The 13,274-nt window shown below is 64.3% G+C and carries 15 protein-coding genes; 6 read left to right on the forward strand and 9 right to left on the reverse strand.

Annotation, left to right across the window (positions count from 1 at the left end; genetic code table 11):
• Window positions 1-4 precede the first annotated feature (4 nt).
• A complete protein-coding gene (locus FJ492_RS05250; protein WP_140768847.1) occupies window positions 5-808 on the reverse strand; it encodes a L,D-transpeptidase in 804 nt (267 codons plus the stop codon).
• A gap of 166 nt (window positions 809-974) precedes the next feature.
• Between FJ492_RS05250 and FJ492_RS05255 the strand changes: the two genes are divergently transcribed.
• Window positions 975-2,447 (forward strand): MATE family efflux transporter, encoded by a 1,473-nt coding sequence (locus FJ492_RS05255; protein WP_140768849.1) that lies wholly within the window; start codon window positions 975-977, stop codon window positions 2,445-2,447.
• 24 nt (window positions 2,448-2,471) lie between these two features.
• On the opposite strand, the gene FJ492_RS05260 is transcribed toward FJ492_RS05255, so the two are convergent.
• Both FJ492_RS05260 and FJ492_RS05265 read right to left on the reverse strand, forming a co-directional pair.
• The gene (locus FJ492_RS05260; RefSeq protein ID WP_140768851.1) at window positions 2,472-3,677 is read right to left on the reverse strand and encodes an MFS transporter; all 1,206 of its coding nucleotides are present in this window, start codon (window positions 3,675-3,677) and stop codon (window positions 2,472-2,474) included.
• Window positions 3,678-3,889: 212 nt separating this feature from the next.
• Window positions 3,890-4,297: an SH3 domain-containing protein gene (locus FJ492_RS05265; protein ID WP_140768853.1), complete on the reverse strand. Its 408-nt coding sequence runs from the start codon at window positions 4,295-4,297 to the stop codon at window positions 3,890-3,892.
• 238 nt (window positions 4,298-4,535) lie between these two features.
• Here FJ492_RS05265 and FJ492_RS05270 point away from each other — a divergent pair, with 238 nt between their 5' ends.
• Complete coding sequence (locus FJ492_RS05270; RefSeq protein WP_140502445.1) at window positions 4,536-5,111, forward strand: TMEM175 family protein; 576 nt, start codon at window positions 4,536-4,538, stop codon at window positions 5,109-5,111.
• 81 nt (window positions 5,112-5,192) lie between these two features.
• On the opposite strand, the gene FJ492_RS05275 is transcribed toward FJ492_RS05270, so the two are convergent.
• Complete coding sequence (locus FJ492_RS05275; RefSeq protein ID WP_023792142.1) at window positions 5,193-5,474, reverse strand: hypothetical protein; 282 nt, start codon at window positions 5,472-5,474, stop codon at window positions 5,193-5,195.
• A gap of 134 nt (window positions 5,475-5,608) precedes the next feature.
• On the opposite strand from FJ492_RS05275, the gene FJ492_RS05280 reads away from it, so the two are divergent.
• A complete protein-coding gene (locus FJ492_RS05280) occupies window positions 5,609-6,475 on the forward strand; it encodes an SDR family NAD(P)-dependent oxidoreductase (RefSeq protein ID WP_140502443.1) in 867 nt (288 codons plus the stop codon).
• Between the two features lie 3 nt (window positions 6,476-6,478).
• On the opposite strand, the gene FJ492_RS05285 is transcribed toward FJ492_RS05280, so the two are convergent.
• The 3 genes from FJ492_RS05285 to FJ492_RS05295 all read right to left on the reverse strand — a co-directional run bounded on the left by FJ492_RS05285 (window position 6,479) and on the right by FJ492_RS05295 (window position 8,471).
• Window positions 6,479-6,907, reverse strand: a complete 429-nt coding sequence (locus FJ492_RS05285; RefSeq protein WP_181165913.1) for a low affinity iron permease family protein — start codon at window positions 6,905-6,907, stop codon at window positions 6,479-6,481.
• A 320-nt stretch (window positions 6,908-7,227) separates the two neighbouring features.
• Window positions 7,228-7,869: a DapH/DapD/GlmU-related protein gene (locus tag FJ492_RS05290; protein WP_140768855.1), complete on the reverse strand. Its 642-nt coding sequence runs from the start codon at window positions 7,867-7,869 to the stop codon at window positions 7,228-7,230.
• 83 nt (window positions 7,870-7,952) lie between these two features.
• Complete coding sequence (locus FJ492_RS05295; RefSeq protein WP_140502441.1) at window positions 7,953-8,471, reverse strand: CreA family protein; 519 nt, start codon at window positions 8,469-8,471, stop codon at window positions 7,953-7,955.
• 196 nt (window positions 8,472-8,667) lie between these two features.
• Between FJ492_RS05295 and FJ492_RS05300 the strand changes: the two genes are divergently transcribed.
• The 3 genes from FJ492_RS05300 (at window position 8,668) to FJ492_RS05310 (ending at window position 12,175) form a co-directional block, all read left to right on the forward strand.
• Window positions 8,668-9,246, forward strand: coding sequence for an SCO family protein (locus tag FJ492_RS05300; RefSeq protein ID WP_140502440.1), 579 nt, complete (start codon window positions 8,668-8,670; stop codon window positions 9,244-9,246).
• 11 nt (window positions 9,247-9,257) lie between these two features.
• Complete coding sequence (locus tag FJ492_RS05305; protein WP_140502438.1) at window positions 9,258-10,130, forward strand: 50S ribosomal protein L11 methyltransferase; 873 nt, start codon at window positions 9,258-9,260, stop codon at window positions 10,128-10,130.
• 200 nt (window positions 10,131-10,330) lie between these two features.
• Window positions 10,331-12,175: an aminopeptidase P family protein gene (locus tag FJ492_RS05310; RefSeq protein ID WP_140768857.1), complete on the forward strand. Its 1,845-nt coding sequence runs from the start codon at window positions 10,331-10,333 to the stop codon at window positions 12,173-12,175.
• Window positions 12,176-12,203: 28 nt separating this feature from the next.
• Here the strand turns inward: FJ492_RS05310 and FJ492_RS05315 are convergent, their stop codons facing one another.
• Together FJ492_RS05315 and FJ492_RS05320 are read right to left on the reverse strand one after the other, a co-directional pair.
• Window positions 12,204-12,500: an AzlD family protein gene (locus tag FJ492_RS05315; RefSeq protein WP_140747450.1), complete on the reverse strand. Its 297-nt coding sequence runs from the start codon at window positions 12,498-12,500 to the stop codon at window positions 12,204-12,206.
• Window positions 12,497-13,225, reverse strand: a complete 729-nt coding sequence (locus FJ492_RS05320; RefSeq protein ID WP_140502434.1) for an AzlC family ABC transporter permease — start codon at window positions 13,223-13,225, stop codon at window positions 12,497-12,499. Before FJ492_RS05320 ends, FJ492_RS05315 begins: the two co-directional genes overlap by 4 nt.
• Window positions 13,226-13,274: the final 49 nt, after the last annotated feature.

The following is a 13,274-nucleotide window of genomic DNA, read 5'->3' on the forward strand; positions in this document are numbered from 1 at the left end:
AGGCTTACTTCAAGAACTCGGCGTCCTTCGGCACGCCGGCATCGATCGGCTCGGCCGTCCTGCTCGACACGGCCATGATCTTGCCGGCGGCAGACAGGTTGGGCCGCACGAAGACCTGGGCGGGGCCGTTGACGCGGCTGTAGAGATCGATGATGTCCTGATTCATGAAGCGCACGCAGCCGGACGACGCGTTCTTGCCGATGGAATCCCATTCCGGCGTGCCGTGCAGCCGGTACATCGTGTCCTTGCCGTCGCGGAAGAGATAGAGCGCGCGGGCGCCCAGCGGGCTCTGCGGTCCGGGCGGCATGCCGTCCTTGTATTTCGCCAGTTCCGCCCGGCGCTGGATCATTTCGGGCGGCGGCGTCCACACCGGCCACTTCTTGCGCGCCTGGACCACGGCGCTGCCGGTCCATCCGAAACCGGCCTTGCCGAGGCTGACGCCGTAGCGGATGGCCTTTCCGCCGTCGCGCACCAGATAGAGGAAATGCTCGGAAACATCGACGACGATCGTGCCAGGCTTCTCTCCGGTCGGATCGGCCACGATCTGGCGCACGAACTTCGGATCGAGCTTGGCAACCGGGATGGCCGGCAGTTGATAATCCTCGTCGGTGCGCGCCGCATACATGGTTGCGGTATCGCCGACAGCCGGCTCGCTTGGCGCAGCCGACGGCGGGACCGGCGCCACTGCCGGCGGCGCCACATCGGTCGTGGTGCACGCCGAGAGAAGGACGGAAGCGCAGCCCAAAGCGGACGCGCCAACAAACGCGCGCCGGCTCAGGCGCTCAGCAACAAGCGGAATATCGGACATGAACCCCCCGGTGCCCAACGCGCTTGGGATCAATATCCCATTCCGCAAGCTTTGAGAACAGGATGGATCATGGCGTGAGCATCGTGGACCGTTCGCGCCCCGCATCGACCTGTCGGGTTGAATCTGCAATCATCGCGCACCGGACTCGAGATAGGCTTTGTCGGCCATGAACGAAAAAATGCCCGCGCGTCGGCGCACCGGCGACCTGACCAGCGGCCCGATCCCACGCACGCTGCTGCTCTTCGCCTTGCCGGTGCTCGGCTCCAACGTGCTGCAATCGCTGAACGGCTCGGTCAATGCCGTGTGGGTTGGCCGCTTCCTCGGCGAATCGGCGCTGACGGCGACCTCCAACGCCAACCTCGTCCTGTTCCTGATCCTCGGCACGGTGTTCGGCATTGGCATGGCGGCCACCATACTGGTGGCGCAGTCGGTCGGCGCCCGCGACCTGCCCGAGGCACGCCGCATCGTCGGCACCAGCGCCACTTTCTTCTTCCTCGTTTCGGTGGTCTTCGCGGTTTGCGGCTGGATCTGGGTCGACGCCATCCTGGGCGCGCTTGGCACGCCGGCCGACGCCTTGCCGCTCGCACGCTCCTACCTGCGCATCATCTTCGTCGCCGTGCCGATGATGAACCTTCTGTCCTTCGTCATGACCGTGCTGCGTGGCGCCGGCGATTCCCGCACGCCCTTCATCTTCATGGCGCTGGCGGTCGTGCTCGACATCGTGCTCAATCCCCTGCTCATCCGCGGCATCGGCCCGTTTCCCGAACTCGGCATCGCCGGTTCCGCCACCTCGACGCTGATCGGCCAGACCGTGAGTGTCATCGCCATCCTCGTCGTACTCTACGCGCGCAAGCATCCGTTGCGGCTCGCCGGCACAAATCTCGCCCTGCTGCGCCCGGATCCGGCGCTGCTGCGCATCGTCGTCTTCAAGGGCGTGCCGATGGGCCTGCAGATGATCGTCATCTCGGCGGCGGCACTGACGGTGATGGGCATCGTCAATTCCTATGGTTCGCAAGTCGCCGCCGCCTACGGCATCGCAGCGCAGCTCTGGACCTACATCCAGATGCCGGCGCTCGCCATCGGCGCCGCGGTTTCTTCCATGGCGGCGCAGAATGTCGGCGCCGGCCGCTGGGACCGGATCGGCCGCGTTGCCGCCTCCGGCGTCGGCTTCAACCTCGTCCTGACCGGCGCCCTCGTCGCGCTGCTATGGGTCTTCGACCGCTCGATCCTGGGCCTATTCCTGAGCAGTGACGGCGCCGCGATCGATATCGCCGCCCACATCAACACCGTAGCATCCTGGTCGTTCATCCTGTTCGGCATCACCATCGTGCTGTTCGCCACGGTGCGCGCCACGGGTGCCGTGATGCCGCCGCTGATCATCCTGGTGATCTCGGTGCTCATCGTGCGCACCGGCTTTGCCTATTACATGCGCGGCGTGATCGGCGAGGAAGCGCTGTGGTGGAGTTTCCCGGCCGGCTCGATCGCCTCGCTGGTCCTGGCCGCGGCCTACTACCGCTTCGGCGGCTGGCGCACCTTGCACATGATCGAGAACAGGCCGGCTGCCGGCGAACCGCCCGACACCGGGCTCGGCGTGCCGCGCCAGCGCGCGAACATGGCACCTGAAACGCCGAACGGCTGAAGCGCACGTGCTGGCGCGGCGGTCTCAGCGCCTCTGTCGGAGCCCGAAGGCGAGCGCCACCAGCGCGAACACGATGATCATGGCCGCGAAGGCCAGGCTCGCGGCGACGGGGCTGGCATAGGTCGACACGACGCCGATGCCGATGACAGGCAAGGCGTTGCCGACAAAGCAGCAGACGAAGAAGCTCGACACCACTTCGGCACGGCGATCCTGTGGCGCGATCTCGTTCACCACCTGCAGGCCGCCTCGGTAGCCAAGCGCGGCCACGACACCGCAGCAGGCCGTCGCCACGATCATCAGTGCCATCGAGGCCAGAATCTGCGCAGCCACCACCAGCAACACGCTTGGGATCATCAAGGCCAGGGCGGCCAGCATGGCCTTGCTGCTCTGCACCCGCATCAGCGCCACGATGCTGGCCGCCGCGACGATCGCCAGTTCGAAGAACAGCGCGCCGGCAACGGCATGGTTCGTTTCGTGCAGCTGCTGCGCCAGGATGCTCGGCGCCAACGCGGCATAGAAGCCGACCAGCGCCATCGCGCCGAAACCGGTCACCGCCGGCGCGACGAAGCGCGTGCGTATCTTCTGAGGCACGGAGAGGCGCGGCCGCATCGAAATCCGCTCGAGGCCACCCGGCTTCGCCACCGTTTCACGGGTACGCCAGACCAGGACCGCCACCACCGCGAGTGCCATGAGATAGACGATGAACACCAGCCGCAGGGGCCAGGGCTCGTATTGAGCCAACAGTCCCGATATCAGCGACCCGAAACCGAGACCGAGGAAATTGGTGCTGGTGGTGATGACGCTGGCACGCGATTTATCGGCGGCGGGGAGAAGCTCGGCAATCCAGGCGGTTCCCGTTCCGGCGCCAACGCCGATGCCAAGCCCGCTCAGGATGCGCGCCACGTCGAGCGAGACGACATTTCCGGCGAACAGGAAGATAAGCGCGCTGACAATGGCCACGATCATCGCCGCCAGCGCTGCGGGCCGGCGCCCGACAACATCCGACACGCCACCGAACACCAGCAGGGCGCCGAGATTGCCGACAACATAGACCGCGTAGATCAGCGTCAAGGTGATCTGCGAAAAGCCGAACTGCTGCTTGTAGATGATATAGAGCGGCGTCAGCGCCGTGCTGCCGGCAAACAGCACCGCGATCATCGCCGCGACAGTCGGGATCGCGAGGACGTCGACAGCCTCGTTCTGAGTTTGCGCCAAATCGCGAAAGGCCATGGCCAACCTCGTCATCAGTTTCAGGGATCGCGACGTTAACGCACCCTTCCCGCCGGCGTTCCAGTGAACGGCCACGCTCCTGACACCACGGTGGGCCTTGCCTGACCAGGCCGATGAACGCACAAATGCGGATCGGGGCCAGCGGCCCCGATCCATCGCGGCACCCCTTGTGCCGTATCAGACGCAATCAGACTATTTGCAGGAAACCGGGCCTACTTGCAGGAAAAACCGGGCGCGATCTTGCACTTGCCGGGACGCGGCTTGTGCGGCGGGCGGTGATGCGGAGGACGGTGATGAGGCCGGTGGTGCCAGTATGGCGGCCGACGCGGCGCGCCTACGATGATAACCGGCGGATGCACGACTTGGGCCCGCGAGAGATAGCCGGAGCTGGCCCAGCCGCTGACACCGCCGCCATGGATCCTGCACCAGCCAGGCTGGCAGCCGGTCACGTCAACCCGGAAGCCGGCCGGCAGCGTCCTGACCTTGGCGTATTCCGCGCCAGGCCCGGTACGCACGTTGAGGCTGGTGGTGGTATGGGCGCCGTAGGCGAAGGCAGCGGCGGACGTCCCGAAGACGGCAGCCAGAATGGTCGCTACCGCAAGCAGAAATCGAAATCTCATCGGTCCCTCCATCGAGTGCCGGCCGTTCGACTGCTTCGGCCGGGACAGCATCGCAACGGGAGAGGCCGCGGCAAGAAAAGTCAACAAGCTGCCAGGGCCGATCACCACGATCACCGTTCCTGCGTGGAAGTTTCCCCTGATATAGTGAGGAGTTTTCCTCACACTGTTTATCGGCGCGCCAACATCCGCTAACGATTTACTATCTTTCGGCAACTCATCGCGGACTGGGGTGGTGATCATGGGCAAAGGCAGGGTCGAGGCATTCACCGACGGCGTGGTGGCGATCATCATCACCATCATGGTGCTGGAACTGAAGGTGCCGGAAGGCGAGGATTTTTCGGCGCTGCTGCCGCAGTGGCCGATCTTCCTGTGCTACGTGCTCTCCTTCATCAATGTCGGCATCTATTGGAACAATCTGCACAATATGTTCCACACCGTGCAGCGTGTCGACGGCCACGTGCTGTGGGCGAACCTGCATCTGTTGTTCTGGCTGTCCCTGATGCCGATGACGACCGCCTTCATGGGCGAGAACCATTTCGCCACGGTTCCCGTCGCGGTTTACGGTTTCGACCTTGTAATGTGTGCGACCGCCTACAGCATCCTGGTCATTGCGCTGCATCGGCTGCATGGGCCGGATACCGCATTCGCCAAGGCGATCGGCCGCGACCGCAAGGGAAGGATTTCGCTTGCCGCCTACATAGCGGCCGTTGGGCTGACCTTCCTCGACCGGTGGATCGGCGTCGCGCTCTATGTCGCCGTCGCCCTGGTCTGGCTGGTCCCGGACACGCGTTTTTCGCGCGTTCTCGAAAAATAGCTCTTTGTCCAGCGCAATTCCCTAGGGAAAGCGTTATGCGCTTTTCCCGGGAAAACTGCCTCACGCCTCTCCTGGAATTGCTTAACCGCGCATCGCCTTCAGCTTCTCCGCCACGGAAGCGGCAAGGTCGGCATAGCGCTCTTCCAGCCGCTCCGCCGCCTTGATGATCGAGAAATCATGGCCGAACTTCTCCAGCGCCATGCGCAGCTTCTCGACGAACTCCGCTTGTTTTTCCAATGCGGAGAACAAGGTTTTCACCTGGGCTTCGCTGATATCCGGGTTGGCCAGCATCTGTGGCACCTCGCGCCCCATCTGGTCGCCGGTGGCGGTCTGCTCCTTCAGAATTGCAACCCAATCCGTCAATCGCAAATCTCCCTTTTGGCATCGCAGCATGCGCAGCCACGACCGGACTGGTCAACCCGACAAGCCCGACGGCGGCTTGCACAAGCCCGTTCCGGCGCTAAGTTCGGCGCCATCGAAAAAGGAAAGCATCGCCGATGATCCCCGATACCGAGATCCAGACCGCCTTGCCCGCGCTTGGCCAAGGCAATACCGCCGTCATCACCGGTGCCGCCAGCGGCATTGGTCTTGCGGCGGCCAAACGGCTGGCGCTGATGGGCATGAAGATCGTGCTCGCCGACATTGGCGGCCCGCGCCTCGACGATGCCTCGCGAGTCGTTGCCGCGATTGCCGGCGACGACGCCGTGCTTGCCGTTGCATCGGACGTGTCGAAGGCCGATGAGGTGGATCGCTTGGCCGACCGGGCATTCGGCGCCTTCGGCGCCGTCTCGCTGCTGATGAACAATGCCGGCGTCGGCGACAACCCGGGAAAGCCCTGGGACAACCGCGACGGCTGGAAACGGCTGCTCGACATCAATTTCTGGGGCGTCGTGCATGGCGTCGAAGCCTTCGCGCCACGCATGCTCACGTCGGCCAAGCCGGGCCTGATCATCAACACCGGCTCCAAGCAAGGCATCACCACGCCGCCCGGCAACCTCGCCTACAACGTTTCCAAGGCCGGCGTGAAGACCTTTACCGAGGGCCTGGCGCATGCGCTGAGGAATGAGCCTGGCGCCCGCCTGTCGGCGCATCTGCTCATCCCCGGCTTCACCTATACCGGCCTGACCGAAGGCGCGACGGAAAAGCCGGCGGGAGCGTGGACCGGTGAGCAGGTGATTGATTTCATGCTGGAATCGCTGGTCAGGGGTGACTTCTACGTCCTGTGTCCCGACAATGAGGCCGCGCGGCCGCTGGACGAAAAGCGCATGGCCTGGGCGATCGGCGACATTATCGAAAACCGCCCTGCCTTGTCGCGCTGGCACCCCGACCACAAGGATGCGTTCGCGGCGTTCATGAAAGGCTGAGCCTCAAGCCACGCTCTTTTTCGCGCCCCGCTTCTGGGCAACCGCCTTCTTGGCTGCCATGGTGGCTATCTTCTCGTCGTGCCGCTTAGCCGCCCGCTCGCATTTGGCGCGGATCTCCTGGACCTCGGCTTCAGTCAGGTGCTCGATGCCGATGAAGGTGTTTTTGGCCGCGCTGACCCGTATCAGCTCATCGAGCTTGGCCTGGATCGCCGCGCCGTCGCGATTCTGGGTGTTCTGGATGAGAAACACCATCAGGAAGGTGATGATTGTCGTCCCGGTGTTGATCACCAGTTGCCAGGTGTCCGAGAACGCGAAGAGTGGCCCGCTTAGTCCCCAGACGATGACGATCAGGCAACAGAGTGCAAACGTGGGCGACAGGCCAGCAAGGTGAGCCACCCGGTTGGCGATTTTGGTGAAAAGCTTCTCGATCATGAACTCCCTCAGACAGCGCGGCTCCGTGCGGGCACAAGAGGAAACAACCAGCAGCCATTTCAGGTTCCCGCGGGCAAAAAATACAACCGATGCAATTAAATGCACGCGAAGCGCGCATTCGGCACAAAACACACCTTATCGGTTCAATGTCATGGTAGCCGCGCAGGCAAGAGCCTGTTCCTTCCGCTTTACAGCGGGTTACCTCCAGCCCCTTCCGCCGCGCCACCCCCGCATGGCGGAAGGGGTTTCATTCCGGAGAGCGTCAAGAATAGTTCCCTGCGCAGCCGTGACGGCGAGGCCCAAACCGTTCTCCGCGGGAGTTAAACGGCGTCGTTTTCCCAGCGGTCGAGGAAGGTTTCGATCGGCATTGCCTGCATGTCGGGAACCGCCCTGGCGAGTGTCTCGACCGGCCAGTCCCACCAGGCGAGAGCCTCGATGCGTGCCGCTATTTCAGGGGCAAAGCGCAGCCTGATCGGCTTCGCCGGCACGCCGGCGACGATCGTGTAGGACGGCACGTCCCGCGTCACCACCGCATTGGCGCCGATGACCGCGCCATTGCCGATGGCGATGCCAGGCAAGATGACCGCGCCGTGCCCGACCCAGACATCATTGCCGATGGTCACGGCCTTCGACCGCCGCCGGTCGCGAAACGCGGCATCGACACCCAGCCAGCGAAAATATTCGTTCGGCCGATAGCTGACCTTGTGCTGGGTCAGCCGCTCGATCGGATGTTCCAGCGCGTTGATGCGGCTGTTGGCGGCGATAGAACAGAATTTGCCGATCGTCGTATAGATCGCCTCGGCATGACGTTCGAAATAGGAGAAATCGCCGACGATGACCTCGCGCAGCACGACGCGTTCGCCGATCGCGGCGTAGCGGCCAAGCTTGCAGCCCTTCATCTCCGCCGTTGGATGGATGCGCGGCTCGGGGTCTTTCGCGACGAGATCTTCGGAACGGTCCATGCCGGCGGCTTTACGTCAGGTCGATTGGTCCCGCAAGCAGGAGCCGATCATCGTCAGGGTAGCACCAGGAAGAGTTCGCCCGCCTATTTCGGCTTGCTGTTGCTCCACACCACGTTCTGGCCGTAGAGCGGCACCGTCGTAACCGACATCTTGGCCGAGCCGTTCTGCACCTGGCGCGAGTGCGACAGATAGATCAGCGTCTCGTTCTTCTTGTCGTAGATGCGGTTCACCACCTGCTTCTTCCAGATCAGGCTGAGACCTTGCTTGAACACCTCCTCGCCGCCCTCGCTCATGTCGATGTCGCCGATGGTGATTGGCCCGGTCTGGCGGCACGAAATCGAGGAGTCGCTGGGATCCTCGAACCAATTGCCCTTGTGCAGGCGGTCGATCACGCTTCGGTCGAAATAGGAGACATGGCAGGTCACGCCATCCACCTTCGGGTCCTTGATCGCGTCGATGATGATGTCGTTGCCGACCCAGTCGACGCCGACCTTGCCGACTTCCTCGGCAACGGCGCTACCGGCGCCAAGCGCAACGCATGCCGCCAACGCGCCGCCGATCAGTTTCCGCCCAGTCAGTTTGAGCCCAATCAGTTCGAGCAAAGAAGCCTCCTCGGGTTCGAGTTGCCGGTCTCAGGTGGGGCGGGCTGTGCGGCTTTGCAAGCAGATGCGTCAACACCACAGCGGTTGCGGCAACGCGGCACTTTGCCTGTGCGAGGCTGAACCGCTAAGACTGTGGCCGAACAAGGGGCGCACGGCTTTGGCCGGCGCGCCATGACATTACAGACGGACTTTTCTGATGATGCGTTCTATCCTGGTCGGCATTCTCGTCCTGATGGCCGCCGGCATCGGCTGGCTGACCTTCGACTGGTATCGCGGCCACTATGGCGGCGAGCCGTTCGGTGCGGCGTTCACCCTGGTCGACCAGAAAGGCGCACCGATTACCGAGGCCGCTTTCCGGGGCCAGCCCAGCGTCGTCTTCTTCGGCTTCACCCATTGCCCTGAAGTCTGCCCGACCACGCTGTTCGAACTCTCCGGCTGGCTGAAGACGCTCGGCGACAACGGCAAGAACCTGCACGCCTATTTCGTCTCGGTCGATCCGGAGCGCGATACACCGCAGGTCATGAACGCCTATGTCAGCAATTTCTCCGACCGCATCACCGGCATTACCGGCGACCCTGACAAGGTCCATGCCATGGCCAAGGCATTCGGCATCTACTGGAAGAAGGTCGACACCGGCGACGGCGACTACACCATGGACCACACCGCCTCGGTGCTGCTGCTCAACGCCAAGGGCGACTTTGCCGGCACGATCGCCTATGGCGAGAGCGCCGACACCGCCGTGGAGAAGCTGAAGCGCCTCGCCGCGAACGGCTGACCAGAATTCACATGACCCAAACGCGGCTCCATTTCACCACCGGAAAGATCGAGGCCGAGCGCATCTTCGCGGCGCTCGAAACGTCCTTCGAGGATGAAGGCCTGCCGATCGCCGTGCTGGAGGTCGACGAAGACGCCGACATCCATGAGGTCTCGCTCTATGCCGATGGCGACGTCGACGCGGTTGAGGCGCGGCTGAAGGACATTCTCGCCGGCCTCGCCTTGTCGAGACCGGTCGAGCGCGAGGCGCTGCCCGACATCGACTGGGTGGCACGTTCCCTGGAAGGCCTGAAGCCGGTGCGCGCCGGCCGGTTCTTCGTCCATGGCGCGCACGACAGCAGGAAGCGCCATAGCGGCGAGCTCGCCATCGAGATCGAGGCGGGCCTTGCCTTCGGCACCGGCCATCACGGCACCACCGCCGGATGCCTCGAAATGCTGGAGAAAGTCGTGCGGCGCGAGCACCCGCGCAACGCGCTCGACCTCGGGACCGGCAGCGCGGTGCTGGCGATCGCCGTCGCCAAGCTGGCGCATATTCCGGTGCTGGCCACCGACATCGATCCGGTGGCGGTCAAGGTCGCCGCCGCCAATGCGCGGCTGAACCACGTCAAGGCGCTCATCGAGACGGTGACGGCGCCGGGCTTTCATCACCCGATCTTCGCCAGGCGCGCACCCTTCGACCTCATCGTCGCCAACATATTGGCGCGGCCGCTGATGCGGCTCGCGCCGCAAATGGCAGGGCATATCGCGCTTGGCGGCTCGATCGTGCTGTCAGGCATCCTGGACCGCCAGCGTGATGCGGTGGTATCGGCCTATGTCGGCCAGAATTTCCGCCATATCAGCACCTTACACCGCGAAGGCTGGGTGACGATCCACCTCAAGCGCTGAGGCCGGCAAAGCCATTGCCGATCAATGGTTGTCGGCAGGCACCGCCAAGAGAATGCCGGCGCCGTCCCCTTCAGACCACGGCTGGACCATCCCCATTTGGTTGTCAGCCAGGCAATGCTGTAGCAGGTTGCGCCAGCCGGAAATCGATTCCGATTTCCAGGCCCATGCGCTACGGTCAAGCTGATATCAGGAGGCCCATCATGTTCCAGACCTTCGATTCCGCGGGCGATCCGGCAGTCGGCAAGCCACGCGTGGCGTTGCTGCGCCAATGGCTCAGCGACAATGGCCTCGATGGCTTCATCGTTCCGCGCGCCGACGAGCACCAGGGCGAATACGTCGCCGATCGTTCTGCACGGCTGAAATGGCTGACCGGCTTCAGCGGCTCGGCCGGCGTCGCCGTCGTGCTGCGCGACCGCGCCTTCGTCTTTGTCGACGGGCGTTACACGCTGCAGGTGCGGGGCGAAGTCGACCTCGGCATCTTTTCGATCGAGAGCCTGGTCGACAATCCGCCCGCTGTCTGGCTCAGCGACAACATCGGCAAAGGGGCGCGGCTGGGCTTCGATCCCTGGCTGCACACGATCGGCGAGGTCAAGGCGCTGCAGGCCTCCGCCGACAAGACCGGCGCGGTGCTGGTGCCGTTAGACAGGAACCCGATCGACATCATCTGGAAGGACCAGCCCGCCGCACCCGTAACCCCGGTCGAACTGCACCCGATCGGCTTTGCCGGCGAGCTCGCCAAGGACAAGCTGGCGCGGCTGGCAACGGCGATCGGCAAGGACGGCGCCACCCATGCGGTGCTGACCGACCCCTCCTCTATCGCCTGGGCCTTCAATATTCGTGGCGGCGACGTCCCGCATACGCCGCTGGCGCTCGGCTTCGCCATTCTCGCCGCCGACGGATCGCACCAGCTTTTCATGGATCGACGCAAGTTCTCGCGTCAGGTGGCGGCCTACCTCACCCAGCTCGCCGATCCGCACGAGCCCGGCGAATTCGAGGCCGCGATCGTGGCGCTTGCCAAAAGCGGCGCGAAAATCGCGCTCGATCCGGTGCTGGCGGCCGACCGTCTGCGCATGCTGGTCGAGGACAATGGCAGCACGGTGATTGCCGCGCCCGATCCCGCCCGTATTCCGCGCGCCACCAAAAACCAGGCCGAGATCAACGGCTCACGCGCCGCGCATCGCCGCGACGGCGCGGCGGTGGCCAAGCTTTTGTGCTGGCTCGACCGGCAGCAGCCCGGCTCCCTCGACGAGATCGCGGTCGTTACCAGGCTCGAAGAGACCCGCCGGCAGACCGGCGAGGAAACCCAGATGCCGCTGCGCGACGTCTCCTTCGACACCATTTCCGGCGCCGGCCCGAACGGCGCCATCATGCATTACCGCGTCTCGCGCGCCACCAGCCGCAAGCTGCAGGCTGGTGAGCTGTTCCTGCTCGATTCCGGCGCGCAATACCAGGATGGCACCACTGACATCACCCGCACCGTACCAATCGGCCAGCCGACCGAGGAGATGCGCGAGCGCTTCACGCTGGTGCTGAAAGGCATGATCGGCATTTCGACGCTGCGCTTCCCGGCCGGCACGCGCGGCTCCGAGATCGACGCCGTCGCCCGCATGGCGTTGTGGAAGCATGGCTGCGATTTCGCCCATGGCACCGGCCATGGCGTCGGCTCGTACCTGGCTGTGCACGAGGGTCCGCAGCGCATCGCCCGCACCGGCACCGAAAAGCTGCTCGAGGGCATGATGCTGTCCAACGAGCCGGGCTATTACAAGGAAGGCGCCTACGGCATCCGCATCGAGAACCTCATCCTGGTGACGCCGGCCGAACAGATCGAGGGCGGCGACATCGCCATGCACGGCTTCGAGACGCTGACGCTGGCGCCGATCGACGTCAGGCTGGTGCGATCGGACCTGCTGACACGTGACGAACTGCACTGGCTCGACACCTACCACGCCCGCGTGCTGTCCGAGATCGGTCCGATGCTCGACGGCGAAACGCTCGCCTGGCTGGAAAAGGCGACAGCACCGCTGCCGCACGACGCGAAGATTTGAATTTTTGAGGCGCCAAGGGCGATGCGCCCTACCCCACGAACTGCCGTGCCAGGATCAGCGCCACCGCGCCCGCCAGAAACATCGCCATCAGCCCGCCACGCAGCGAAACCACCGCCGTGACGACCAGGGCTGCCCACTCCGCCGGTCCGGCATTCAGAAGCTCGGGCGCCACCAGCGTCGTCAGCACGGCAGCCGGCACGGCGTTGAGACCGGCTTCCACGCGCGGATGGATGTGATCGAAGCGAGAGATGACCAGATGGCCACCGATGCGCGTAAGATAGGTGGCGATCGCGCCGGCGATGATGATCCAGAATGTTGTGCTCATGACCTTGCCTCCACGCCGCTGTGGCGCGGCGGCAGAATGACGGCGAGCAGCACGCCGGCGACGGCGCCTATGGAGACGTGCCAGGGCGAACCCACCGTCTTGTAAGCGACGATCGAGGCGCAGGCACTGGCGACGACCACCGGCAACCACAAGGGGCGCTTGCGGAAGCCCATCACGAGGCCGAGGAAATAGATGGGCAGCAGGAAATCGATGCCCAGCGCATGGGTGTCCGGGATGAGCTTGCCGAACAGCGCGCCGAGCGCGCTTTCGACGATCCAGAACAGATAGACCGGCAGGCCAAGCCCCAGATACCAGGCGAAGCCGACCGTTTGTCCGGATTGCGCCCGCGCCTCCGCGACCGCGAATTGCGGGTCGGTGAGGATGAAATAGCCGAGAGCCTGCTGGATGACAGGCCAGTGCGCGATGCGCCGGCCGATGCCGGCGGAATAGAGCACGTGGCGGAAATTGACGGCGAAGATCGAGAGCACGACCAGCCACGGCGCGACATGCTGGCCGAACAGCTGGATGCCGACCATCTGGCTGGCGCCGCCATAGACCAGCGCGCTCATCAGGAAGGCTTCAAGGACCGAGAAGCCATTGTCGACGGCGAGCGCGCCGAACAGCACGGCGAACGGCGCCGACGCCACCACGACCGGCATGGAGAGCCGTACGCCCTGCCAGAAATCGCTTTTGCCGCCGCTCTCAGAAATCACGTCCGTCGCCATCGGCCACTCCTGATGCATGTCGCCCAAACTGCGTAGCGGTTTTGGGACA

The sequence above is a fragment of the Mesorhizobium sp. B2-5-4 genome (assembly GCF_006441095.1).
In the GTDB taxonomy this organism is placed as follows: Bacteria; Pseudomonadota; Alphaproteobacteria; order Rhizobiales; family Rhizobiaceae; genus Mesorhizobium; species Mesorhizobium salmacidum.